At 72.1% G+C, this 22,278-nt stretch carries 21 protein-coding genes; 10 read left to right on the forward strand and 11 right to left on the reverse strand.

The window, feature by feature from the left end; genetic code table 11:
* Together ABZ937_RS39790 and coxB are read right to left on the reverse strand one after the other, a co-directional pair.
* The coding region (locus tag ABZ937_RS39790) for a cbb3-type cytochrome c oxidase subunit I (protein ID WP_361699747.1) at positions 1 to 318 on the reverse strand (318 nt) is incomplete at its 3' end.
* Entirely contained in the window at positions 315 to 1,277 is a 963-nt protein-coding gene (gene coxB / locus ABZ937_RS39795; RefSeq protein WP_361699749.1) for a cytochrome c oxidase subunit II, read from the reverse strand. The genes coxB and ABZ937_RS39790, both read right to left, overlap by 4 nt.
* A 257-nt stretch (positions 1,278 to 1,534) precedes the next feature.
* Here coxB and ABZ937_RS39800 point away from each other — a divergent pair, with 257 nt between their 5' ends.
* Positions 1,535 to 2,911: an aminotransferase class V-fold PLP-dependent enzyme gene (locus ABZ937_RS39800; RefSeq protein ID WP_361699751.1), complete on the forward strand. Its 1,377-nt coding sequence runs from the start codon at positions 1,535 to 1,537 to the stop codon at positions 2,909 to 2,911.
* Between the two features lie 58 nt (positions 2,912 to 2,969).
* Here ABZ937_RS39800 and ABZ937_RS39805 read toward each other — a convergent pair whose 3' ends face one another.
* Positions 2,970 to 3,944 carry a carbohydrate kinase family protein gene (locus ABZ937_RS39805; RefSeq protein ID WP_361699753.1) on the reverse strand — a complete coding sequence of 325 codons (975 nt, stop codon included), beginning with the start codon at positions 3,942 to 3,944 and terminating at the stop codon, positions 2,970 to 2,972.
* 130 nt (positions 3,945 to 4,074) lie between these two features.
* On the opposite strand from ABZ937_RS39805, the gene ABZ937_RS39810 reads away from it, so the two are divergent.
* Positions 4,075 to 4,284, forward strand: a complete 210-nt coding sequence (locus ABZ937_RS39810) for a hypothetical protein (protein ID WP_361699755.1) — start codon at positions 4,075 to 4,077, stop codon at positions 4,282 to 4,284.
* A gap of 108 nt (positions 4,285 to 4,392) precedes the next feature.
* The gene (locus ABZ937_RS39815) at positions 4,393 to 5,916 is read left to right on the forward strand and encodes a hypothetical protein (protein WP_361699757.1); all 1,524 of its coding nucleotides are present in this window, start codon (positions 4,393 to 4,395) and stop codon (positions 5,914 to 5,916) included.
* 67 nt (positions 5,917 to 5,983) lie between these two features.
* On the opposite strand, the gene ABZ937_RS39820 is transcribed toward ABZ937_RS39815, so the two are convergent.
* On the reverse strand, positions 5,984 to 6,340 hold the full coding sequence (locus ABZ937_RS39820; RefSeq protein WP_030340884.1) for an iron-sulfur cluster assembly accessory protein: 357 nt from the start codon (positions 6,338 to 6,340) through the stop codon (positions 5,984 to 5,986).
* 261 nt (positions 6,341 to 6,601) lie between these two features.
* Here ABZ937_RS39820 and nadA point away from each other — a divergent pair, with 261 nt between their 5' ends.
* Positions 6,602 to 7,786: a quinolinate synthase NadA gene (gene nadA / locus ABZ937_RS39825; protein ID WP_268695422.1), complete on the forward strand. Its 1,185-nt coding sequence runs from the start codon at positions 6,602 to 6,604 to the stop codon at positions 7,784 to 7,786.
* A 51-nt stretch (positions 7,787 to 7,837) separates the two neighbouring features.
* Here the strand turns inward: nadA and ABZ937_RS39830 are convergent, their stop codons facing one another.
* The 3 genes from ABZ937_RS39830 to ABZ937_RS39840 form a co-directional block, all read right to left on the reverse strand.
* A complete protein-coding gene (locus tag ABZ937_RS39830) occupies positions 7,838 to 10,933 on the reverse strand; it encodes an efflux RND transporter permease subunit (RefSeq protein ID WP_361699760.1) in 3,096 nt (1,031 codons plus the stop codon).
* Positions 10,934 to 11,089: 156 nt separating this feature from the next.
* On the reverse strand, positions 11,090 to 11,770 hold the full coding sequence (locus ABZ937_RS39835) for a response regulator transcription factor (protein ID WP_361699762.1): 681 nt from the start codon (positions 11,768 to 11,770) through the stop codon (positions 11,090 to 11,092).
* Positions 11,767 to 12,981 carry a histidine kinase gene (locus ABZ937_RS39840; protein ID WP_361699764.1) on the reverse strand — a complete coding sequence of 405 codons (1,215 nt, stop codon included), beginning with the start codon at positions 12,979 to 12,981 and terminating at the stop codon, positions 11,767 to 11,769. The genes ABZ937_RS39835 and ABZ937_RS39840 overlap by 4 nt, the downstream gene beginning before the upstream one ends.
* 191 nt (positions 12,982 to 13,172) lie before the next feature.
* Here ABZ937_RS39840 and ABZ937_RS39845 point away from each other — a divergent pair, with 191 nt between their 5' ends.
* Positions 13,173 to 14,543, forward strand: coding sequence for a hypothetical protein (locus ABZ937_RS39845; protein ID WP_361699766.1), 1,371 nt, complete (start codon positions 13,173 to 13,175; stop codon positions 14,541 to 14,543).
* Positions 14,544 to 14,554: 11 nt separating this feature from the next.
* On the opposite strand, the gene ABZ937_RS39850 is transcribed toward ABZ937_RS39845, so the two are convergent.
* Positions 14,555 to 14,833 (reverse strand): hypothetical protein, encoded by a 279-nt coding sequence (locus tag ABZ937_RS39850; protein WP_361699768.1) that lies wholly within the window; start codon positions 14,831 to 14,833, stop codon positions 14,555 to 14,557.
* 33 nt (positions 14,834 to 14,866) lie between these two features.
* Positions 14,867 to 15,658, reverse strand: a complete 792-nt coding sequence (locus tag ABZ937_RS39855; RefSeq protein ID WP_361699770.1) for a PspA/IM30 family protein — start codon at positions 15,656 to 15,658, stop codon at positions 14,867 to 14,869.
* A gap of 255 nt (positions 15,659 to 15,913) precedes the next feature.
* On the opposite strand from ABZ937_RS39855, the gene ABZ937_RS39860 reads away from it, so the two are divergent.
* The 3 genes from ABZ937_RS39860 (at position 15,914) to ABZ937_RS39870 (ending at position 18,479) form a co-directional block, all read left to right on the forward strand.
* Entirely contained in the window at positions 15,914 to 16,540 is a 627-nt protein-coding gene (locus ABZ937_RS39860; RefSeq protein WP_361699772.1) for a DUF3043 domain-containing protein, read from the forward strand.
* An 83-nt stretch (positions 16,541 to 16,623) separates the two neighbouring features.
* Positions 16,624 to 17,349: a class I SAM-dependent methyltransferase gene (locus ABZ937_RS39865; RefSeq protein ID WP_361699774.1), complete on the forward strand. Its 726-nt coding sequence runs from the start codon at positions 16,624 to 16,626 to the stop codon at positions 17,347 to 17,349.
* Positions 17,350 to 17,405: 56 nt separating this feature from the next.
* Positions 17,406 to 18,479, forward strand: a complete 1,074-nt coding sequence (locus ABZ937_RS39870; protein ID WP_361699776.1) for a trypsin-like peptidase domain-containing protein — start codon at positions 17,406 to 17,408, stop codon at positions 18,477 to 18,479.
* A gap of 39 nt (positions 18,480 to 18,518) precedes the next feature.
* Here ABZ937_RS39870 and ABZ937_RS39875 read toward each other — a convergent pair whose 3' ends face one another.
* The gene (locus tag ABZ937_RS39875; protein WP_361699778.1) at positions 18,519 to 18,728 is read right to left on the reverse strand and encodes a hypothetical protein; all 210 of its coding nucleotides are present in this window, start codon (positions 18,726 to 18,728) and stop codon (positions 18,519 to 18,521) included.
* A gap of 82 nt (positions 18,729 to 18,810) precedes the next feature.
* Between ABZ937_RS39875 and ABZ937_RS39880 the strand changes: the two genes are divergently transcribed.
* Positions 18,811 to 20,013, forward strand: coding sequence for a bifunctional adenosylcobinamide kinase/adenosylcobinamide-phosphate guanylyltransferase (locus ABZ937_RS39880; protein ID WP_361699780.1), 1,203 nt, complete (start codon positions 18,811 to 18,813; stop codon positions 20,011 to 20,013).
* Positions 20,014 to 20,032: 19 nt separating this feature from the next.
* Here the strand turns inward: ABZ937_RS39880 and ABZ937_RS39885 are convergent, their stop codons facing one another.
* Positions 20,033 to 21,022 (reverse strand): class I SAM-dependent methyltransferase, encoded by a 990-nt coding sequence (locus tag ABZ937_RS39885; protein WP_361699782.1) that lies wholly within the window; start codon positions 21,020 to 21,022, stop codon positions 20,033 to 20,035.
* A gap of 132 nt (positions 21,023 to 21,154) precedes the next feature.
* On the opposite strand from ABZ937_RS39885, the gene cobT reads away from it, so the two are divergent.
* The gene (gene cobT, locus ABZ937_RS39890) at positions 21,155 to 22,258 is read left to right on the forward strand and encodes a nicotinate-nucleotide--dimethylbenzimidazole phosphoribosyltransferase (RefSeq protein ID WP_361699784.1); all 1,104 of its coding nucleotides are present in this window, start codon (positions 21,155 to 21,157) and stop codon (positions 22,256 to 22,258) included.
* Positions 22,259 to 22,278: the final 20 nt, after the last annotated feature.

Here is a 22,278-nt window from a genome sequence, read left to right on the forward strand (position 1 = left end):
GAAACCGGCGAACAGCGGGGTGGCGAACATCAGCAGCATCACGGTGCCGTGCATCGTGAACGCCTGGTTGAACTGCTCGTTCGACATGATCTGCATGCCCGGGCGGGCCAGCTCGGCGCGCATGAGCAGCGCCATCACGCCGCCGATCAGGAAGAACGCGAACGACGTCGCCAGATACAGCGTGCCGATCGTCTTGTGGTCGGTGGTCGTCAGCCACTTCACCACGACATTGCCGGGCTGCTTGCGCCTGACCGGCAGCTCGTTCTCGTACGAGTCCTCAGCTGCCGCGGCACCCTGGGGTTCGTTGAGGATGCTCACAGGTTGTTCGTCTCCCGGTTCTTCTCGTGCGGCGTCTGCGCGATGCCGGCGGGAATGTAACCGGTCTGCCCCTTCTTGGCGAGGTCCTTGAGGTGCTGCTCGTAACGCTCGGGGGAGACGACCTTCACGTTGAACAGCATCCGGGAGTGGTCGACGCCGCAGAGCTCGGCGCACTTGCCGAGGAAGGTGCCCTCCTTGTTGGGGGTCACCTGGAAGGCGTTGGTGTGGCCCGGGATGACGTCCTGCTTCATGAGGAACGGCACCACCCAGAAGGAGTGGATGACGTCACGCGAGGTCAGGACGAAGCGGACGGTCTTGCCCTTGGGGAGCCAGAGCGTCGGACCGGGGTTGTTCGTCTGCGGGTTCCGCGTGCCGGGCGTGCCGACGTCGTAGACGCCGCCGGCGTTCGCCTTGAATTCCTTCTTGAACCGGTCCGGGATGGCGTCCAGGTTCTTGTCGGTCTTGGCATCGCCGGGGACACCGGGGACGTCCTCGACGTAGTTGAAGCCCCAGCTCCACTGGAAGCCGACCACGTTGACCGTGACGTCGGGCTTCTTGTCGGTGAGGCTGAGGAGCTTCGACTCGTCCCGGGCCGTGAAGTAGAAGAGCACCGAGATGATGATGATCGGGACCACCGTGTACAGGGCCTCGATCGGCATGTTGTACCGAGTCTGCGGAGGAACCTCGACCTTGGTGCGGCTGCGCCGGTGGAAGATGGCGCTCCACAGGATCAGGCCCCACACCAGCACGCCGGTGGCCAGCGCAGCGGCCCAGGAGCCCTGCCACAGGGAGAGGATCCGCGGAGCCTCTTCCGTGGTCGGGGTGGGCATGCCAAGGCGGGGGAAGTCCTTGTATGTGCAACCGGTTGCGGTCGCCAGGACCAGGCCCGCGGTCAGTGCCTGCAGCAGCTTCCGCCGCATCGGGCGCCGCGGCGAGCGGTCGGAGCCGTTGGGACTCACGTAGCGCCTTCCCGAGAGTCTCGCCCGCGCGGTCGGCTGCGGCCTTCTCGCTGGTCGGTCGCCGCCCTGCGTCGGGCAGGGGTTTGGATGTTTATGCGGACCAAACCCTAGCCCACCCTCTCCGAGGGTTCGCGGGGAGGGGTGCCTACTGGGTGGGGTGGTTCGCTTGATTGGCGGCTGCGGGTGCGTTGTGGCTGGTCGCGCAGTTCCCCGCGCCCCTGGGTCGGCTGCCTCGGCCGGGGTCTTAACGTTGCTGTATGGCCTACTTTGACGCTGCCTCCGCCGTTCCTCTCCATCCCGTTGCCCGTCAGGCGCTGTTGGCCTCTTTGGATGAGGGATGGGCCGATCCGGCACGGCTCTACCGGGAGGGACGCAAGGCGCGGATGCTGCTGGACGCCTCGCGGGAGGCGGCTGCCGAGGCCGTCGGCTGCCGGGCCGACGAGGTGGTGTTCACCCCCTCCGGAACGCGGGCCCTGCACATGGGTGTCGCGGGGGCGTTGGCCGGGCGGCGGCGGGTGGGACGCCACCTGATCGTGTCGTCCGTCGAACACTCCTCCGTCCTCCATTCGGCGGAGGTGTTCGAGGCGGAGGGCGGGAGCGTCACCCAGGTGGCCGTCAGCCGTTCCGGAGCCGTCGACCCCTCGGGGTACGCGGACGCGCTCCGCGCGGACACCGCGCTGGCCTGCCTTCAGTCGGCCAACCACGAGGTGGGCACCGTGCAGCCGGTGGCCGAAGTGGCCGAGGTGTGCCGGGCGGCCGGGGTGCCGTTGCTGGTGGACGCGGCGCAGTCGCTCGGCTGGGGGCCGGTCGAGGGCGACTGGTCGCTGCTGGCGGCCAGTGCGCACAAGTGGGGCGGGCCGTCCGGGGTCGGGCTGCTCGTCGTGCGCAAGGGGGTGCGGTTCGTCGCCCAACGGCCGGTGGACGAGCGGGAGTCGGGCCGGATGCCCGGGTTCGAGAACATCCCGGCGATCGTGGCGGCCGTGGCCTCCCTGCGGGCGGTGCGGGCCGAGGCGGCCCAGGAGGCGGTACGGCTGCGGGAGCTGACGGAGCGGATCCGGGCACGGGTGCCGGAGCTGGTGCCGGACGTGGAGGTGGTCGGCGACCCCGAGCGCCGGCTGCCCGGGATCGTCACCTTCTCCTGCCTCTACGTCGACGGCGAGGCCCTGCTGCACGAGCTGGACCGGGCGGACTTCTCCGTCTCCTCCGGCTCCTCCTGCACGAGCAGCACGCTGACACCGAGCCATGTCCTGAAGGCGATGGGGGTGCTGAGCGAGGGGAACGTACGGGTCTCCCTGCCGATGGGGACGGCCGAGGCGGACGTGGAGCGGTTCCTGGAGGTGCTGCCGGGGGCGGTGAGCGGCGTCCGGGAGAAGCTGGGCGCGCCGGCCCCCGTGACCGCGGTCCGCGCCGAGGAACTGGTCGTGGACTCCCTCGGCAAGCGGTGCCCCATCCCGGTCATCGAACTGGCGAAGGTGTTCGCGGACGTGCCGGTGGGCGGGGTCGTCCGGGTCCTGTCCGACGACGAGGCCGCCCGGCTGGACATCCCGGCGTGGTGCGAGATGCGGGGGCAGGAGTACGTCGGGGAGGAGCCGGCGGAGCGGGGTACGGCGTACCTGGTACGCCGGGTGAGCTGAGCGGGCGCCGGGAGCGAGGCCTCCGAAGGGGCGCGCTCCCGGCGGACGAACGGTCGTGTCAGCGGAGGTGGGCCTGCACCTCTTCCGCGGCGGCGTCCCCGTACGCCTTGGTGAACCGCTCCATGAAGTGTCCCCGCCGCAGCTGGTACTCCTGCGTGCCGACCGTCTCGATGACGAGCGTCGCCAGCATGCACCCCACCTGAGCAGCGCGCTCAAGCGAGACACCCCAGGCCAGTCCCGACAGGAATCCCGCGCGGAAGGCGTCGCCGACACCCGTGGGGTCGGCCTTGCGCTCCTCCTCCGGGCAGCCGACCTCGATCGGGTCCTCGCCGGTCCGCTCGATGAGCACGCCACGCGAGCCGAGCGTGGTGACCCGGTGGCCGACCCTGGCCAGGATCTCGGCGTCGGTCCAGCCGGTCTTGGACTCGATCAGGCCCTTCTCGTACTCGTTGGAGAACAGGTACGTCGCCCCGTCCAGCAGTATCCGGATCTCCTCGCCCTCCATCCGGGCGATCTGCTGGGAGAAGTCGGCGGCGAACGGGATCTTCCGGGAGCGGCACTCCTCCGTGTGGCGGAGCATCGCCTCAGGGTCGTCGGCGCCGATGAGGACCAGGTCGAGGCCGCCCACGCGGTCGGCGACGGTCTTCAGCTCGATGAGGCGGGCCTCGCTCATCGCGCCGGTGTAGAAGGAGCCGATCTGGTTGTGGTCGGCGTCCGTGGTGCACACGAAGCGGGCGGTGTGCAGCGTCTCGGAGATGCGGACCGAGTCGGTGTCCACACCGTGCCGGTCGAGCCAGGCCCGGTACTCGTCGAAGTCGAAGCCGGCGGCGCCGACCAGGATCGGCGCGGTGCCGAGCTGACCCATGCCGAAGGCGATGTTGGCGGCCACGCCGCCACGGCGGACGTCGAGGTTGTCGACCAGGAAGGAGAGCGAAACCGTGTGCAGCTGGTCCGCGACGAACTGGTCGGCGAAGCGGCCGGGGAAGGTCATGAGGTGGTCGGTGGCGATGGAGCCGGTGACTGCGATGCGCACGACAGGCATTCTCCTGCGGGAGGCTGGATTGACAGTTCACGCTACCCGTTCCCGGGCAGCCGCTGAAGCTGGCAAAACTACCCGATAGTAGATCTTTCTTCGCCGCCCGGGCCGTGCCTACGGTTCCGTCATGACGAACCTCAGGGTCACCTCCCCCGCTCCGGCCGACCTCGACGGCGATCTCGCCGCGCTGCGCGGCGACTGCGCCCGGATGGCTCCGCACTGGGCGGTCCCGGAGCACGCCGAGTCCCGGCCGGTGCCGCCGTCCCTCATCCACGGGGTGAAGGTGCCGGTGCGGTCCGCGCGGCTGCTGGACGCGATGTCGGACTACGGCGACTGATCCGCCGGGTGTGACCCGGCGCGCGACCTCCGGGCGCGCGCCGGGGAACCGTGCACTCCCCTCCCGCGTCCCATCGCCGTCCCCCATGACCGAGCGAGGAGCGATGCGGTGAACACCGAGCGGCCTGAGAACTCCGGTGCCCCGAAGGGGCGCGGGGAACTGCGCGACCAGCCCACCACGGACCCGCAGTCGACAACGGCGGAACCGAGGCAGACGCGTGGTCGACGGAACCTCGTCATCGCTGTCACCACCGTGGCCGTCCTGCTGATCGGCATCGGCGGCGCCTATCTCGCCACGAGCGGCGGGACGGCCACGACCGCCGGGGCCGACGGGGCCACTCCCCCACGGCTCGCCCTGGACGGCTGGGCTGCCGGCGGCACAGGCACCGGCGGTGTCGCGCCCGGTGAGCCGGACCCGTACGGCGCCCGGTACGTGGCACGGGGCGAACTGCCGGACGGGCCGGGTTCGGCACCGGTGTACGAGCCGGGGGCCGAGGTGGGCCGGGAGCAGGTGACCCGGCTGGCGAAGGCGCTCGGGGTCGACGGGACGCCGGTGGCCGAGGGGCGGACCTGGCGGGTGGGCGGCCAGGACGGCTCCGGGCCGAGCCTCCTGGTGAACCGGGACGCGCCGGGCAGCTGGACCTACGACCGGTACGCGCCCGGCACCGACAACTGCCGGAAGGTGACCGTCTGCACGCACGACCCCGCCGCTCCGGCCGGTGACCCGGTGAGCGTGGCCGAGGCCGAGCGGGCGGCGGCGCCGGTGCTGAAGGCGGCGGGGCTGGACGACGCGAAGATCGACGCCAGCCAGATCATGGGCGCCCAGCGGGTGGTCAACGCCGATCCGGTGGTCGGCCACCTGCCCACGTACGGCTGGACGACCGGTCTGACCGTCGGCCGCAAGGGCGAGCTGGTCGGCGGCCACGGGCTGCTGGCCACGCCGGTGAAGGGCGACACGTACCCCGTGCTGGGCGCGGCGAAGACGCTGGAGCTGATGAACGGGGCGGCGAAGGGCGACCACCGCATGGGCATCGGCGGATGCGCCGGCCCGGTGCCGCTGAAGGACCGGCTGGAGCAGCCGTGCGGCGCGTCCACGGGGACGCCGAAGCCGGCGGCCAGGACGGTCACGGTCGAGAAGGCGGTGTTCGGGCTGGCCGCGCACTCCGTCGGCGGCCGGCAGACGCTGGTGCCGTCCTGGCTGTTCCAGGTGGACGGGTCCGGGTCGGGCGGCGCCTTCACGGTGACGTATCCGGCGGTCGACCCGAAGTACCTGACCTCGGCGTCCGCGCCCACGCCCTCGGCTCCGCAGCCGTCCGGGACGCCCGGGAAGAGCCGGAGCGTGAAGGTGACCTCCTACACGGCCGACGGGCGGACCCTGAACCTGAGCTTCTACGGCGGGGTGTGCGCCGACTACAGGACCTCGGCCGGGGAGAGCGGTGGCCGGGTGACGGTGACGGTCACCGAGAAGCCCTGGCCGGGCCGGGTGTGCATCCTGATCGCCAGGGAATATGTGAAGACCGTGACGCTGGACGCGCCGCTGGACGGGCGGACGGTGGTCGGTACGGACGGCAAGGCGGTCCCGAAGGCGAAGCCGGGCTCGCTGCGGCCCGACGCGTCGGCGCAGCCGCGCTAGAGGTTGGAAACGCCGAGGCGGCGGCCCCCGGAAGGGGACCGCCGCCTCGTTCGCGTCCGGTGTCGGCTCAGCTGAAGGAGTCGCCGCAGGCGCAGGAGCCGGTCGCGTTCGGGTTGTCGATCGTGAAGCCCTGCTTCTCGATCGTGTCCACGAAGTCGACGGTGGCGCCGCCCAGGTAGGGAGCGCTCATGCGGTCGGTGACGACCTTGACCCCGCCGAAGTCCTTCACCACGTCGCCGTCGAGCGAGCGCTCGTCGAAGAAGAGCTGGTAGCGCAGGCCGGAGCAGCCGCCGGGCTGGACGGCGACGCGCAGCGCGAGGTCGTCGCGGCCTTCCTGGTCGAGCAGGGCCTTGACCTTGGCCGCGGCGGCGTCGGTCAGGATGATGCCGTCGGTGACGGTGGTGGTCTCGTCCGATACGGACATCTACATCTCTCCCGGGTTGTACGGAGACTGCTTGCCGACGAGTGCAACCGGCGCTTCCGCGGATTCATTCCGGGCCGGGCATTCGCGTTTTCGCGTTTTCCTTCCTCTTCATGCTCGCACATGGCCCGTGAGGCGGACAGCGGCCGGGAGCGGGACCCGGCGGGATTCACGTCACATCGACGCTATGGCCATCGTCAAAGTGACGTGAACCAGTTATGATAGATAGCGTCAGTTAGACGAAAAGTAGAAAGGGTGCGTGTCGTGACCACCGCCCAGACCCCGGAGCTCGACGTACAGCCGTCTCCGCTCGCCCTGCTGCTGCTCGGCCGTGAGGCCGACCCGAAGAGCGAGCGGGGCGTCGAGTGTCCCGGTGACCTGCCGTCTCCCTCCGACCCCGATCTGGTCGAGCGCGCCCGCGCGGCCAAGGAGAAGCTCGGCGACAAGGTGTTCGTGCTCGGCCACCACTACCAGCGCGACGAGGTCATCCAGTTCGCCGACGTCACGGGCGACTCCTTCAAGCTGGCCCGGGACGCGGCCGCGCGCCCGGAGGCCGAGTACATCGTCTTCTGCGGTGTGCACTTCATGGCCGAGTCGGCGGACATCCTGACGTCCGACGACCAGAAGGTCGTCCTCCCCGACCTCGCCGCCGGCTGCTCCATGGCCGACATGGCCACGGCCGAGCAGGTCGCCGAGTGCTGGGACGTGCTGACCGAGGCGGGCATCGCCGAGCAGGTGGTCCCCGTCTCGTACATGAACTCCTCGGCCGACATCAAGGCGTTCACCGGCAAGCACGGCGGCACCATCTGCACCTCGTCCAACGCCAAGCGCGCCCTGGACTGGGCCTTCGAGCAGGGCGAGAAGGTGCTCTTCCTGCCGGACCAGCACCTGGGCCGCAACACCGCCGTCCGCGACATGGGCATGTCCCTGGACGACTGCGTGGTCTACAACCCGCACAAGCCGAACGGCGGCCTGACGGCCGACGAGCTGCGGGCCGCGAAGATGATCCTGTGGCGCGGGCACTGCTCGGTCCACGGCCGCTTCAGCCTCGACTCGGTGAACGACGTGCGCGAGCGCATCCCCGGCGTGAACGTCCTGGTGCACCCCGAGTGCAAGCACGAGGTCGTCGCCGCGGCGGACTACGTCGGTTCGACCGAGTACATCATCAAGGCCCTGGAGGCGGCCCCGGCCGGCTCGAAGTGGGCCATCGGTACGGAGCTGAACCTGGTCCGCCGCCTGGCGAACCGTTTCGCGCCCGAGGGCAAGGAGATCGTCTTCCTCGACAAGACGGTCTGCTTCTGCTCGACCATGAACCGCATCGACCTGCCCCACCTGGTCTGGGCGCTGGAGTCGCTGGCCGAGGGCAACCTGGTCAACCGCATCGAGGTCGACAAGGAGACGGAGGCGTTCGCCAAGCTGGCGCTGGAGCGGATGCTGGCTCTTCCGTAACGAGCACACGAAGGGCCGGGTCCCGGACGGGACCCGGCCCTTTCTCATGCCTCACACTCCGGCCGGCTCCGGCGTCTTCTCCGCCGTCGGCTGCCGCTTCGCCGCCCGCTTCTTCGCCCGGCGCTCCTTGCGGAGCTCCAGCATCGCGTAGAGCGTCGGGACGAGGAGGAGGGTCAGCAGGGTCGAGCTGATCAGACCGCCGATCACGACCACGGCCAGGGGCTGGGCGATGAAGCCGCCCTCGCCGGTGACGCCCAGCGCCATGGGGAGCAGGGCGAAGATCGTCGCCAGCGCCGTCATCAGGATCGGGCGGAGCCGGTGCCGGCCGCCCTCGATCACGGCTTCCACCACGCCGTAGCCCTGTCCGCGGTACTGGTTGATCAGGTCGATCAGCACGATCGCGTTGGTCACCACGATGCCGATCAGCATCAGCATGCCGATCATCGCGGGCACGCCCATCGGGGTGCCGGTGGCGATCAGCAGACCGATCGCGCCCGTCGCCGCGAAGGGTATGGAGACCAGCAGGATCAGCGGCTGGGCGAGCGAGCGGAAGGTGCCGACCAGCAGCATGAAGACGATCGCGATGGCCGCCAGCATCGCCAGGCCCAGGTTCTTGAACGCGTCGTCCTGGTCGGAGCTGACACCGCCGATCTCGGCCGTGGCGCCCGCCGGGAGCTTCAGGGCCTTGATCTTCGACTGGAGCTTGGCGCTGATCGCGCCCGTGTTGTCACCCGTCGGCTTGGCGCTGATCGTGGCGGCGCGCTGACCGTCGATCCGGGTCATGGAGACCGGGCCGTCGACCAGCTTCACCGTGGCGATGTCGCCGAGCTTCACCGGGCCGAGGCGCAGGTTCTTCAGCTGGGCCAGCGTGGTCGCGGGCTTCGCCGACCGCACGACGACATCCCGCTCGGTGTCGTCGAGGATCGCCTTGGCCGCCGTCGTACCGCGCACGGCCTGCGCCACCGCGGCGCCCAGCTTCTGGTCGTCGAACCCGGCGGCCGCCGCCTTGGCGTTGGCCTTGACCGAGATCCGCGGCACGCTCTGCGCGAGGTCGCTGGTGACGTCCGTGACGTGGTCGAGGCCGGCGACCGTGGAGCGGACCTGCTCCGCCGCGGTGTGCAGCACCCGCGGGTCGGACGCCTTCACCACGACGCTCAGGTCCTGGTTGCCGAAGCCGTCACCGGCCGACACGGTGGTCGTACCGATGCCCTTCAGCTTCTTCAGGCCGTCCTCGATGTGCCGTTGGACGTCGTCGTAGGACGCGGAGTCCTCCAGCATCACCTGGTACGACGCCTGGTTGCTGTCCGTGCCGCCGCCGAAGGCCGCCATGAAGCCGGAGGAGCCGACGGTGACCTGGTAGTCCTTGACGCCCTCGGTGCCGGCGAGCAGCTTCTCCACCCGCTTGGCCTCGGCGTCGGTGGCGGCCAGGCTGGTGCCGGGCTTCAGCTCCTGCTTGACGGTGAGGACCTCCTGCTCGCCCTGGTCGAAGAAGTTCGTCTTCAGCAGGCCGGACATGCCGAACGTGACGACCAGGACGACGATCGCGATGAGCACGCTGGTGAGCCGGCGGCGCGTCGCGAAGCGCAGCACGGGCACGTACGCGCGCTGCAGACGGCTGCGCGCCTCCTTCTCCTCGGCCACCCGGCGGGCCTGCGCCGCGTCCTCGGGGGTGCCCTTCGGGGCGCGCAGGAACCAGTACGACAGGACCGGCACGACCGTCAGCGAGACGAGGAGGGAGGCCAGCAGGGCCGCCGTCACCGTGATGCTGAACGAGCCGAACAGGGCGCCCACCATGCCGCCGACCAGGCCGATCGGCAGGAACACGGCGACCGTGGTGAGGGTGGAGGAGGTGACCGCGCCGGCCACCTCGCGCACCGCGGTGAGGATGGCCTCCCTGCGCTCCTCGCCGTAGCCGAGGTGGCGCTTGATGTTCTCCAGGACCACGATCGAGTCGTCGACGACCCGGCCGATGGCGATGGTCAGCGCGCCCAGCGTGAGCATGTTCAGCGACAGGTCGCGCGTCCACAGCACGAGCAGGGCGAGGACCACGGACAGCGGGATGGACACCGCGGTGACCAGGGTCGAGCGGACCGACGCCAGGAAGACCAGGATCACCAGGACGGCGAAGAGCAGGCCGAGCGCGCCCTCCGTGGTCAGGCCCTTGATGGACTTGGACACGGCCGGGCCCTGGTCGCTGACGACCGTGAGCTTCGCGCCGGAGCCCAGGTCCGCGCGCAGGCCGGGCAGCTTGTCCTCGACCGCGTCCGAGATGGCGACCGCGCTGCCGTCGTGGTCCATCGTGACGTTGACGGCGAGGCTGGGCTTCCCGTCGGTGCGGGTGAGGGAGTCGGCCGGGGCCGGCCGCTCCTGGACGGTGGCGACGTCACCGAGGCGCACGGGCTTGCCGTCGCCCTCGCCGGTGACCCTCAGGTCCTCGATCTGCTTCAGGGAGGTGAAGCCGCCGCCGACCTGGACGGTCCGGTTGGCGCCGTCCTCGTCGAAGGAGCCGGCCGGGACGGTCGCGCCGCCCGCCTGCAGGGCCTGGCCGAGCGCGGCGGAGGTGAGGCCCGCCCGCGCGAGCTTCGCGTCGTCGGGGGTGACAGTGACCTGGAGGTCGCGGACGCCCATGACCTGGACGCGGCCGACGCCGTCGATGTCCTTCAGGGCCGGTACGACCGTCGTGTCGAGCTGGTCGGCGAGGGCCTGCTGGTCCTTGTCCGAGGTGACGGCGAGGACGACGGTCGGCATGTCGTCCGTGGAGCCGGCCACGACCTGCGGGTCGACGTCGTCCGGCAGCTGGGCCCGGTTCACGGCCTGCTGGACGTCGGAGACGATCCGCTTGCTGTCGTTGCCGTAGTCGAAGGACGCCATGATCACGGCGTTGCCCTCGCTCGCGGTGGAGGTGACGCCGGTGACGCCGTCGACGCCCTGCAGGTTGTCCTCGATGGGCTCGATGACCTGCTTCTCGACCACGTCGGGCGACGCGCCCTGGTACGGCGCGATCACCGACACCATGGGCAGTTCGATGGTGGGCAGCAGCTGCTGTTTGATCTGGGGTATCGCGATCAGCCCGAAGGCGAGCGCGATGAGCGACACGAGCCCGACGAGGGCGCGTTGCGCGAGGCTGAATCGGGACAGCCAGGACATGGTTCAGGATCTCGTCTCTGTGAGCGGCAGAAGCGGCGGACGCGCAGATGAGCGACCACCCCACCACCCTGAGCCATGGCAGCGGGCGTTCTTGTCGGCCGTAGGTCCATTTCCTTATCCGGCCCCTACTCCGGCCGCAGTACGCCCGGGTGGAGATCAGTCCATCCTCGGACGTACCAGCCCCGACTCGTACGCGATCACGACGAGCTGCGCCCGGTCCCGCGCGCCCAGCTTCGCCATGGCCCGGTTGACGTGCGTCTTCACCGTCAGCGGGCTGACCGCGAGGCGCTCGGCGATCTCGTCGTTGGAGTGGCCGCCGGCGACCTGCACGAGGACCTCCCGCTCCCGGCCGGTGAGCGAGCCGAGCCGCTCGGAGCGGGCCGGGTCGAGGCCGTCGCCGTCGTCGCCCCGGGCGAGGAAGCGGGTGATCAGGCCCTTGGTCGCGGTGGGCGACAGCAGCGCCTCACCGCCGGCGGCGACCCGGATGGCGTTCAGCAGCTCCTCCGGCTCGCTGCCCTTGCCGAGGAAGCCGGAGGCGCCCGCGCGCAGCGCCTGGACGACGTAGTCGTCGACCTCGAAGGTGGTCAGGATGACCACGCGGACCTGGGCGAGGGACGGGTCGGCGCCGATCAGCCGGGTGGCGGCGAGGCCGTCGGTGCCGGGCATCCGGATGTCCATGAGGACGACGTCGGGGCCGAGCTCCCGGGCCATCCGTACCGCCTCCGCGCCGTCGGACGCCTCCCCCACCACCTCCATGTCAGGCTCGGAGTCGACCAGCACCCGGAACGCGCTGCGCAGCAGTGCCTGGTCGTCGGCGAGCAGGACACGGATGGTCATACGGGATCCCCCTGGGCCGTCGTCGTCTTGACCGGCAGGATCGCATGGACACGGAAGCCGCCGCCGTAGCGGGGTCCGGCGCTCAGGGTGCCGCCGAGGGCGGTGACCCGCTCGCGCATGCCGAGCAGCCCGTGCCCGCCGCCGGCCTCCGGGGCGGCGGCCTCGCCCGCGCCGTCGTCGATCACGGTGACCTCCACGCCGCCGCCCACGCGGACGACGCTCACCTCGGCCCTGGCCTCGGCGCCCGCGTGCTTGCGCACATTGGTCAGGGCCTCCTGGACGATCCGGTAGGCGGCCAGGTCGACGGCGGCGGGGAGTTCGGTGCCCTGGTCGGCGCGGGCCACGGCCACCGGCAGGCCGGCGCTGCGGAAGGTGTCGGCCAGCTCCTCCAGGCGGCTCAGGCCCGGGGCGGGTTCGGTGGGCGCCTCGGGGTCGCCGGACTGGCGGAGCAGGCCGACCGTGGCGCGGAGTTCGCCCAGGGCGCTGCGGCTGGCCTCGCGGACGTGCGCGAGGGCCTCCTTGGCCTGGTCGGGCCGCTTGTCCATGACATGTGCGGCGACCCCGGCCTGCACGTTGACCAGCGCGATGTGATGGGCGACGACGTCGTGCAGATCGCGGGCGATGCGCAGCCGCTCCTCGGCGACCCGGCGGCGGGCCTCCTCCTCGCGCGTGCGTTCGGCGCGTTCCGCGCGGTCCCGGATGGCCTGGACGACCGCGCGGCGGCTGCGTACGGCGTCGCCGGCGGTGGCGCCGATGCCGGTCCAGGCGAGGACGCCGAGGTTCTCCTGGGCGTACCAGGGCAGCGGGCCGGCGAGCATGGCGGCGGCCGTCAGCACGGTCATGGTGAGCAGGCCGAGGCGCCAGGTGGTGGGGCGGTCGGTGGTCGCGGCGACGGTGTACAGGGCGACGACGGCGGACATGGCGACCGGGGCGCGGGGGTCGCCGGTGACGCACTCGATCAGGGAGACCGCGCCGGTGACGGCGAGGACCGTGCGGGGGGTGCGGCGGCGGAAGACGAGTGCCGCCGCGCCGATCAGCATGAGGAGGAGGCTGAGGACGGCGGGGGTGCGGACGCCCCAGGTGACGCCGTGCTCGCGGGGCACGGCGAAGGAACCGGCGACCATGCAGAGCAGCACGCCCGCCGCGAGGGCCGCGTCCAGCGCCAGCGGGTGCGCCTTGAGACCGCACCGGGCGCGTTCGAGAGTGCTCACGGTGTGAACAGTACGGGGCCTGCCGACCCGGGTCAGCATCGTCGCCGTACCACCCCTCCACCGAGTTGTCATGCGCGCTTCCGGATCACATGCTGTTCGTGAGAGGTACGGACCTCGGACGCCCGGTGTTGGCCGGGCCTGCTCAGCCTTCTCCTCGACAGCGCCCCCATCCGTCGACGAAAGGCACTCCCGTGCGCCCCAGCTCATCGCTCTGGACCGCCGTCGCGCTCGCGCTCGTATCGGGCACCGCTCTGGCCGGCCCCGCCCGGGCCGTCGGCTACGGCACCCCCACGATCAGGCTGTCGGCGGCCTACCTGTCCGGGGCCGTCGGCAGCACCGGCGACCCGACGGTCACCGTGACCGTCGCGCAGAGCGGCGCGGACGCCTCCGCGCTGACGGTCACCGCGTCAGGCGCCAGCAGGAGCACCGTGGCCGGCCCCTCCGACGTGCGCGTCACCGGCACCGGCGGCAGCCGCACCCTCGCCGTCACCGCGCACGCCCAGGGCTACACCGACCTCACCCTCAAGGTGACCGGGCTCGGCGGGAAGTCGGCCACCTCGACCCTGCACTACGCGGCGTCCCCGGCCGTCCAGCACAGCGCGGACGCCCGCTATCTCACCGGCGCCTCGGACGCCTCCGCAGCCGTGGACGCCGGCGACGGGTACCTCGTCGTCGCCAACGACGAGGACAACACCCTGCGCCTGTACGACGGCTCGGCCTCCGGCGCGCCCGTGCGGACCTGGGACCTCGACAGCGCGCTGGGCGCGGACAAGGAGGCCGACATCGAGGGCGCGGCCCGGGTCGGGAACACGATCTACTGGACGGGCTCGCTGGGCAACAACAAGGACGGTGAGTACAGAGCGGACCGGAACACCGTCTTCACGACCACCGTCTCCGGGTCGGGCGCCGCCACCCGGCTGGCCTTCGGCACCGCCGGGCACCGGCTCCGTGACGACCTGGTGGCCTGGGACGAGGCGAACGGCGACCGGTACGGCTTCGCCGCCGGAACGGCGACCGGGCAGGCCCCGAAGCAGATCGACGGCTTCAACGTGGAGGGGCTGGAGTTCGCGCCGGGCTCCACCACGACCGCCTACGTCGGCTTCCGCGCCCCGCTGGCGCCGCCGCAGAACGGCGGGAAGGCGCTGATCGTGCCGGTCACCAACATGGACGAGGTGGCGCGCGGCACCAAGGCGACGTTCGGCACCCCGATCGAGCTGGACCTCGGCGGGCTGTCCGTGCGGGATCTGCGCCGCAACGACCAGGGGCAGTATCTGATCGTCGCCGGGTCCTGGGCCGCCGACGACAACAGCGACCCGTACGCCCTGTACTCCTGGGACGGGGTCGCCGGGCACCGGCCGGTGAAGGTGCTGGACCTGCCGACGGCGGACGCGGGCGGCTGGGAGTCCGTGGTGTCCGTGCCCGATCTGACCGCGGCCGGCGCCCGGGTGCGGCTGATCACCGACGACGGGGCCGCCGACCTCTACGGCGACGGCACCGACGCGAAGGACCTCACCCACCCGGAGTGGCAGAAGTCCCGGACCGCCTGGTTCACCCTGAGCTGACCCGCAGGGGCTCAGCCGGGGATCAGGCCGTCGTCGCTGAGCAGGTCGCGGACCTCCTCCAGCGTCGCGTCGGGCGACGGCAGGATCAGCTCCGAGGGTTCCAGCGAGTCGTCCGGCAGCGGGGTGCCGAGCCGTCGGACGGCGTCCAGGAGAGCGGTGAGCGTGCGGCGGAATCCGTCGCCGTCGCCGCTCTCCATCTCCTCCAGCAGCTCGTCGTCCAGCTTGTTCAGCTCGGTGAGGTGGGCGTCGCCCAGCCTCACCTGGCCCTCCCCCATGATCCGTACGATCATGTCGGCCTCCTCGGCTCGGACCCGGCGCCGGGGCTACTGCTTGTCGAAGCGCGGGGTGTCCTGCGGCTGCTGCTGGGACTGCCCCTGACCGGTGCCGCCCTCGATGGCCTGCTGCGGGGAGCCCCCGGCCAGCTCGGCCTTCATGCGCTGCAGTTCCAGCTCTACATCCGTACCACCGGAGAGCCGGTCCAGCTCGGCCTGGATGTCGTCCTTGTGCATGCCGGAGGGGTCGTCCAGGGCGCCGGAGGCGAGCAGCTCGTCGATGGCGCCGGCCCGGGCCTGGAGCTGGGCGGTCTTGTCCTCGGCGCGCTGGATGGCGAGGCCGACGTCGCCCATCTCCTCGGAGATGCCCGAGAAGGCCTCGCCGATGCGGGTCTGGGCCTGGGCCGCGGTGTAGGTGGCCTTGATGGTCTCCTTCTTCGTACGGAAGGCGTCCACCTTGGCCTGGAGGCGCTGGGCCGCCAGGGTGAGCTTCTCCTCCTCGCCCTGGAGGGTCGCGTGCTGCGTCTCGAGGTCCGTGACCTGCTGCTGGAGGGCGGAGCGGCGGGACAGCGCCTCGCGGGCGAGGTCCTCGCGGCCGAGGGCGAGCGCCTTGCGGCCCTGGTCCTCCAGCTTGGAGGACTGCTGCTGCAACTGGTTGAGCTGGAGTTCCAGGCGCTTGCGGGAGGTCGCCACGTCGGCGACGCCGCGGCGCACCTTCTGCAGCAGCTCCAGCTGTTTCTGGTACGAGTAATCGAGGGTCTCGCGCGGGTCCTCGGCCCGGTCAAGGGCTTTGTTCGCCTTCGCGCGGAAGATCATCCCCATACGCTTCATGACACCGCTCATGGGCTTCGCGCGCCCCCTTCTGACGGACTCCAGCTCACAGATCCTGCGACAGGACCCACAGTACGGGCCCCGCCTCCATTACCGCACTGTTCGCGGGGTGATGCGCTCATCCCCGAGGACGACTGCGGACCGTACCGCTCCGGCGTAAGGAGTAGGTGATCCCACCGGATCCCGCCGGAGCGCCCCCTGAGTGTCCCCTCTGTCCCCCTACAGACGTCCGGTGTTGCCGGATCGTTCCCCACCGGACTGGGGTCCATGCCGGTGCAGCCCGTACCCTTGGGTTTTGTGTTCCGTAGCCGTGCCAAGGAAGAGAAGGCCCCCGCCGACAAGGCGGCGGTGACCGACTCCAAGCAGCCCCGTGACCCGCAGGCCCCCAAGGGCAGGCCCACGCCCAAGCGCAGTGAGGCCCAGTCCCAGCGCCGCAGCGTCGCCAACACGCCGACGACCCGCAAGGAGGCAGCGAAGCGCCAGCGCACCGAGCGGCGGCAGGCGCTGGAGCGGCAGCGTCAGGCGCTGGCCGGCGGCGACGAGCGGTACCTCCCGGCCCGTGACAAGGGCCCGGTCCGCCGGTTCGCCCGGGACTGGGTGGACTCGCGGTTCAACGTGGCGGAGTTCTTCCTGCCGCTCGCCGTGGTCATCCTGGTGCTGAGCGTGGTGCGGGTGCCCGCCATCCAGAGCGTCGCGCTGCTGTTGTGGCTCGTCGTGATCGTGCTGATCGTGGTGGACGCGGCGTTCAGCGGCTTCCGTCTGAAGAAGCGCCTGAAGGAGCGCTTCCCGGACGAGAACACCCGCGGCGCGGTCGCCTACGCGCTGATGCGGTCCCTGCAGATGCGCCGGCTCCGGCTGCCGAAGCCGCAGGTCAAGCGCGGAGAGCGGCCCTGAGCGCTGACGCTTTCACCGGGGGTGCGGCCGATGCCCGGCCGAACGGGCCGGGCGGCCTGCGTGCTGTCGTACGCCAGGAGCTGGTGGCCCGGCAGCTGGACGAGCAGATAGCCGGGCGGTTCCCGGTCGGGCAGCGGCTGCGGGTGCTCGACGTGGGGATGGGCCAGGGCGCGCAGGCGCTGCGGCTGGCCCGGCTCGGCCACCAGGTGACCGGGGTCGAGCAGGACACGACGATGATCGCCGCCGCCCGTCAGGCCGTGGCCCGGGAGCCGGAGGGCATCCGGGAGCGGGTCCGGCTGGTGCAGAGCGACGGCCGGGACACCGGGGTGCACTTCCTTCCGGGGAGCTTCGACGTGGTGCTGTGCCACGGCGTCCTGATGCACGTCGAGGAGCCCGACCCGCTGGTGGCGGGCCTGGCCCGGATGCTGGCCCCGGGCGGTCTCCTCTCCCTCCTCGTCCGCAACGGCGACGCGCTCGCCATGCGGCCGGGCCTGACCGGCGACTGGTCGGCCGCCCTGACCGCCTTCGACATCCCCCCTGCGCGAACCGACGCGGACGGGGAGACCCCCGTCCGCGTCGGCGCGGACGTCCGGGCCGACCGGCTGGCCTCCCTCGCCGCCACGCTCGACGGCATCGCCGCCCCGCTGCACGCCTGGTACGGCGTCCAGGTCTTCACCGACACGGCGCCGGACGGCGCGGCGCTCCCCGACGACCTCCGGACGCTGCTCGCGGTCGAGGAGCGGGCCGGGCGCACGGACCCCTACCGCGGGGTGGCGGCGCTGCTGCATCTGTGCGGGGTACGGGGCTGAGCCCGTTCGGGGCAACAGCGCGGGCCCGGTGATCACCGCGCGGTGAGACTCGGGGCATGGACGCTTCCCGCCCCCGTACCCTCCCGACGGTCGTCCGCGTCGTCGCGCCGGTGTGCTGCGCGGTCCTCGCCGCCGGCTGCACCGTCCCCGCCGCCGAGGCCGGGCGGGACGCCCCGGCGACCGCCCGGGCGGCCGTACCGGCCGCCGCGAACGAGCTGCAGACGCAGTACCAGCGGGTCATCAAGGAGGTCCTGCCGTCGGTCGTGCAGATCCAGGCGAGCCACGATCTGGGCTCCGGGGTGGTGTACGACGACAAGGGGCACATCGTCACCAACGCGCACGTGGTCGGCTCGGAGAAGACGTTCGCGGTGACCACGGCCAGCAACGAGGAGCCGCTCACCGCGAGCCTGGTGTACTCCTATCCCGAGCAGGACCTCGCCGTGATCCGGCTGGACAAGGTGCCGGCCGGGCTGAGGCCGGCGGTGTTCGGGGACTCCGAGAAGGTGGAGGTCGGCCAGATCGTGCTGGCCATGGGGTCGCCGCTGGGGCTGTCGTCCAGCGTGACCCAGGGCATCGTCTCGGCGACCGGACGGACCGTCAGCGAGGGCATCGCGGGCGGCGGTACGGGCGCGACGATCGCGAACATGGTGCAGACGTCGGCCGCGATCAACCCCGGCAACAGCGGCGGCGCCCTGGTGAACCTGGACGGGCAGGTGATCGGCATCCCGACGCTCGCCGCGGCCGACCCGAGCCTCGGGGGCAGCGCGGCGGCCGGTATCGGGTTCGCGATCCCGGTGTCGATGGTGCGGACGGTCGCCGACCAGATCATCCGGAGCGGCAAGGTCGTCGACTCCGGGCGAGCGGCCCTCGGCATCACCGGACGGACGGTCCTGGACGACCGCTACCAGCCGACCGGGGTGGCGGTGGTCAGTGTCCGCGGCGGCGGCGCGGCCGACCAGGCGGGCCTGCGGCCGGGCGACATCATCACGAGGCTGGGCGACACGCCCATCACCACCATCACCTCGCTGTCCGAGGCCCTGGCGACGGACCGGCCGGGCCGGCGGACGACGGTGACGTACGAGCGGGACGGCGCCGCGAAGACGGTCGCGGTGACGCTGGGCGAGCAGTGAGGAGGGAGCCCGCCCCTCCTCACCCCGCTGTCTCCCGGATCAGGCGTCGGCGTGCAGGCTCATCGGCCCGTAGATCTCGCTGCTCTCCTCGAACAGCCGCACCTGGTCGGCCCCGCCCTCCAGCAGCGCCTTCCAGTGCTCGCCGATCCAGGACTCGGCATCCCCCTGCGTGGTGAACTCCTCGGGCAGCACCGCCGGCTGGACCTCCGTCCCGTCGGCCTTCTCGAACCGCCACGTCCATGCCGTCATGTGGGCCTCCTTTGATCCAACACCTGCCCCCGAAGCCTAGCCGGATGCGCAAGACGTGCCCGGACAGGCGAAAATCGTTTCCGTGGACGTCACTCTGCTCGGTACCGGTGCCCCCGCGGGACTGCCTCGCCCCGACTGCTCCTGTGCCTCCTGCGCGAGCGCGCTGGGGCCTCACGCGCGGGCCGCGACCGCGGTGCTCGTGGACGGTGCGCTGCTGCTCGATCTGACGCCGGGTGCGGCGTTCGCGGCGGCGCGCGCCGGGCATTCGCTGGCCGGGGTGCGGCAGGTGCTGCTGTCGCACCCGCACGACGGCCCGGCGGTGGAGGTGCCGGCCGGGCTACCGCAGCCGGGCCGGGTGCCGGACGGACGGGAGTTGGCGCTGCTGACGGGGCATCGGGTGCGGGCCGTGGCGATGGACGCGGGCGGCACCGGGTACGCGGTGACCGGGCCGGACGGGCAGCGGCTGCTGTACCTGCCGCCGGGCGGGGCGCCGGCCGGCCTGGAGGAGGCGTCGGCGCAGTCCTACGACATGGTCCTGCTGGACGTCGTGGACCGGCCGGACGCGCTGGCCCGGCTCCGCGCGGTCGGCTCGGCCGGCCCCACGACGGACGTCCTCGCCGTCCACCTCGACCACGACGTGCCGCCGGGCCCGGAGTTGCGGCGCCGGCTCGCGGCGGTGGGGGCGCGGGCGGTGCCGGACGGCACGACGCTGGTGGTCGGGGCGTACGAGGAGGTGCCGGACGTGCCGCGCCGGACGCTGGTGCTGGGCGGGGCGCGCTCGGGCAAGTCGGTGGAGGCGGAGCGGCGGCTGGAGGCCTTCCCGGACGTGCTGTACGTGGCGACGGGCGGAACGCGGGGCGGGGACACCGAGTGGGCGGCACGGGTGGCCGCGCACCGGGAGCGGCGGCCGGGGTCGTGGCGTACGACGGAGACGACGGACCTGGTGCCGCTGCTGGCCGGGGACGGCCCGCCGCTGCTGATCGACTGTCTGTCTCTGTGGCTGACGGACGTGATGGACTCCGTCGGGGCGTGGGACGACGCGGAGTGGGCGGGCGGGGGCGAGAAGGCGCTGCGGGAGCGGGTGCGGGAGCTGACGAGCGCTGTGCGCGCCACGCGCCGGACGGTGGTGGCGGTGTCCAACGAGGTCGGCTCGGGCATCGTCCCGGCGAGTGCCTCCGGCCGCCGGTACCGGGACGAACTGGGCCGGCTGAACGCGGCGTTCGCGCAGGAGTGCGAGCAGGTTCTGCTGATCGTGGCGGGGCAGGCGCTGGTGCTGCGGGGGTGACCCGGGGCCGGGACGGCGGCTAGGCGGTGGTTCCGTCCTTGCGGGCCACGATTCTGTACGCGTTGGAGAAGCGGGTGCGGCGGAACAGCGGAGCGAACCCGTGGTCCAGGGCCGCGGCCAGGTCCAGTACGGGTGTGGCGGCCAGTTGGACGAGCGGGTGGGCGTGGGCCAGGCACAGGCTGACGGCCGCCGCCAGGTCGTAGGGGATGTGGGGGGCCTTGCGGTCCGTCACCAGGATCGTGCAGCCCAGGGCCCGCAACTCCGCGCGCAGGTTGGCCAGGGGGAGCAGGTGCAGATGGCGGGGCTGCCCGTACGGCAGCCACCACCTGCCGAGGAGCCTGGCGAACGCGCAGCGCGGGTCGGGGACTTCGACGACCAGGTGGCCGCCGGTGCGGAGCACGGTCAGCGCGGCGCGGAGTTCGGCGCGCGGGTCGGGGACGTGTTCCAGGTGGTGGAACATGGTGACCACGTCGTAGCGGGCGCGCAGCCGGTCGGCCATGCCGGGGGTCGTCAGATAGCCGCGGTGCGCCTCCTCCACCCGCCCCTCCAGCAGCGCCTGCTCCACCCGCGCCGTCGGGTCCAGCCCGTCGAAGCTGGTGTAGGGGAAGAACTCCTTCGCCGCCTCGGGGAAGCGGGCGTGGCCGGTGCCGACGTCCAGCCAGCTCTCCGGTTCGCGCAGCGCCGACAGCCGCCAGGCGGTCTCGCGGTGCCGGCGGCGGACCGCGTGGCCGGAGAGGGCGCGGTCGGTGAACTCCTCCAGGTGTCTCTCGTAGAAGTCCCGGTGGAAGAAGGCGAGTCCCTCCGCGGTGAGCCGGGGGTTCTGGAAGACGTGGGCGCAGTCCCGGCACCGGTCGAGGACGAACGTGCCGGGCCGGTGCCGCAGCGGGTCGGGCGCGCGCAGCCGGGTGCGCAGGTTCCGGGAGCCGCACCAGGGGCAGTCCTGACGGCGCGGCTCCTGGAAGGGGTCGAAGGGGGTGCTGATCTGCGGGGTGAGGGACGTGGTCGGCATGGGCGGCTCCCTGTGGACATTCCGCGGCAAACCGGAACGTATGGGATACCGATCCGAGGTGCAAAGACGTCGTGGTGGCGGGGTGGCGATGTGGCGCGGAAGCGTTCGTTCACTGGCGGTACTGTTCGGCGAATGAGCAGCCTTAATCTGGACGACTTCACCGATCTGATCGAGCGCCCGGACGGGGGCGTGCGCCGTGACGCCGAAGCCCGGCGGGAGCGCCAGATCGTGCCGCCGGGGGCGCTGGGCCGCCTCGACGAGCTGGGCGAATGGCTGGCCGCCGCGCGGGGCTTCGTACCGGTGCGGCCGGTCGAACAGCCGCGGGTGGTGCTGTTCGCCGGTGACCACGGCGTCGCCGGGCTGGGCGTCTCGGCACGGCCCGCGGGCGGCGCGGAGCAGCTGGTGCGGGCGGTGCTGGAGGGCGCGAGCCCGGTGGCGGTGCTCGCGCGCCGGCTGGAGGTGCCGGTACGGGTCGTGGACATGGCCCTGGACTGCCCGCCGGAGGCCTTCCCGAAGGACGTGGTGCGGCACCGGGTACGGCGGGGCAGCGGCCGTATCGACATCGAGGACGCGCTCACCCTGGAGGAGGCCGAGGCCGCCCTGCGGGCGGGCGTCGCGATCGCCGACGAGGAGGCCGACTCGGGGACCGATCTCGTGGTGCTCGGCGATGTCAGCGTGGGCGGGACCACGCCGGCGGCGGTGCTGATCGCCGCGTTGTGCGGGACCGACGCGTCCGTGGTGACCGGGCGGGGCGGGCTCGCGATCGACGACCTGGCGTGGATGCGCAAGTGCGCGGCGATCCGGGACGCGCTGCGGCGGGCCCGGCCGGTGCTCGGGGACCAGCTGCAGCTGCTGGCTACCGTGGGCGGGGCGGACCTCGCGGCGATGACGGGGTTCCTGCTGCAGTGCGCGGTGCGGAAGCTGCCCGTGATTCTCGACGGCGTCGTGGCCGCCGCGTGCGCGCTGGTCGCCCAGCGGGTCGCGTTCCGGGCGCCGGACTGGTGGCTGGCCGGGCACGACAGCGGGGAGCCGGGGCAGGCGAAGGCGCTGGACCGGATGGCCCTCGAACCGCTGCTGGAGCAGGGCGTGAAGGTCGGCGAGGGCGTCGGCGCGCTGCTCGCACTGCCCCTGGTCAGGTCCGCCGCCGCGCTGGCAGCGGAGCTGCCGGAAAAGCCGGAGACCGAGAAGGAGCCGGAGGAGGAGAAGCCCGAGGAGAAGGCCGAGGAGCAGGAGTAGGAGCAGACACCGTCGGGCAG

It is taken from the genome of Streptomyces sp. NPDC046727 (assembly GCF_040645635.1).
Classification (GTDB): Bacteria; Actinomycetota; Actinomycetes; order Streptomycetales; family Streptomycetaceae; genus Streptomyces.

What these genes read in the sequence shown, in the direction of transcription:
- ABZ937_RS39800 (WP_361699751.1), top strand. Translation starts at nt 1,535, where the DNA reads ATGGCCTACTTTGACGCTGCCTCCGCCGTTCCTCTCCATCCCGTTGCC.
- ABZ937_RS39875 (WP_361699778.1), bottom strand. Translation starts at nt 18,728, where the DNA reads ATGACGGCATGGACGTGGCGGTTCGAGAAGGCCGACGGGACGGAGGTC.
- ABZ937_RS39810 (WP_361699755.1), top strand. Translation starts at nt 4,075, where the DNA reads ATGACGAACCTCAGGGTCACCTCCCCCGCTCCGGCCGACCTCGACGGC.
- ABZ937_RS39835 (WP_361699762.1), bottom strand. Translation starts at nt 11,770, where the DNA reads ATGACCATCCGTGTCCTGCTCGCCGACGACCAGGCACTGCTGCGCAGC.
- ABZ937_RS39830 (WP_361699760.1), bottom strand. Translation starts at nt 10,933, where the DNA reads ATGTCCTGGCTGTCCCGATTCAGCCTCGCGCAACGCGCCCTCGTCGGG.
- ABZ937_RS39885 (WP_361699782.1), bottom strand. Translation starts at nt 21,022, where the DNA reads ATGCCGACCACGTCCCTCACCCCGCAGATCAGCACCCCCTTCGACCCC.
- cobT (WP_361699784.1), top strand. Translation starts at nt 21,155, where the DNA reads ATGAGCAGCCTTAATCTGGACGACTTCACCGATCTGATCGAGCGCCCG.
- ABZ937_RS39850 (WP_361699768.1), bottom strand. Translation starts at nt 14,833, where the DNA reads ATGATCGTACGGATCATGGGGGAGGGCCAGGTGAGGCTGGGCGACGCC.
- ABZ937_RS39870 (WP_361699776.1), top strand. Translation starts at nt 17,406, where the DNA reads ATGGACGCTTCCCGCCCCCGTACCCTCCCGACGGTCGTCCGCGTCGTC.
- ABZ937_RS39820 (WP_030340884.1), bottom strand. Translation starts at nt 6,340, where the DNA reads ATGTCCGTATCGGACGAGACCACCACCGTCACCGACGGCATCATCCTG.
- ABZ937_RS39855 (WP_361699770.1), bottom strand. Translation starts at nt 15,658, where the DNA reads ATGAGCGGTGTCATGAAGCGTATGGGGATGATCTTCCGCGCGAAGGCG.
- ABZ937_RS39860 (WP_361699772.1), top strand. Translation starts at nt 15,914, where the DNA reads ATGCCGGTGCAGCCCGTACCCTTGGGTTTTGTGTTCCGTAGCCGTGCC.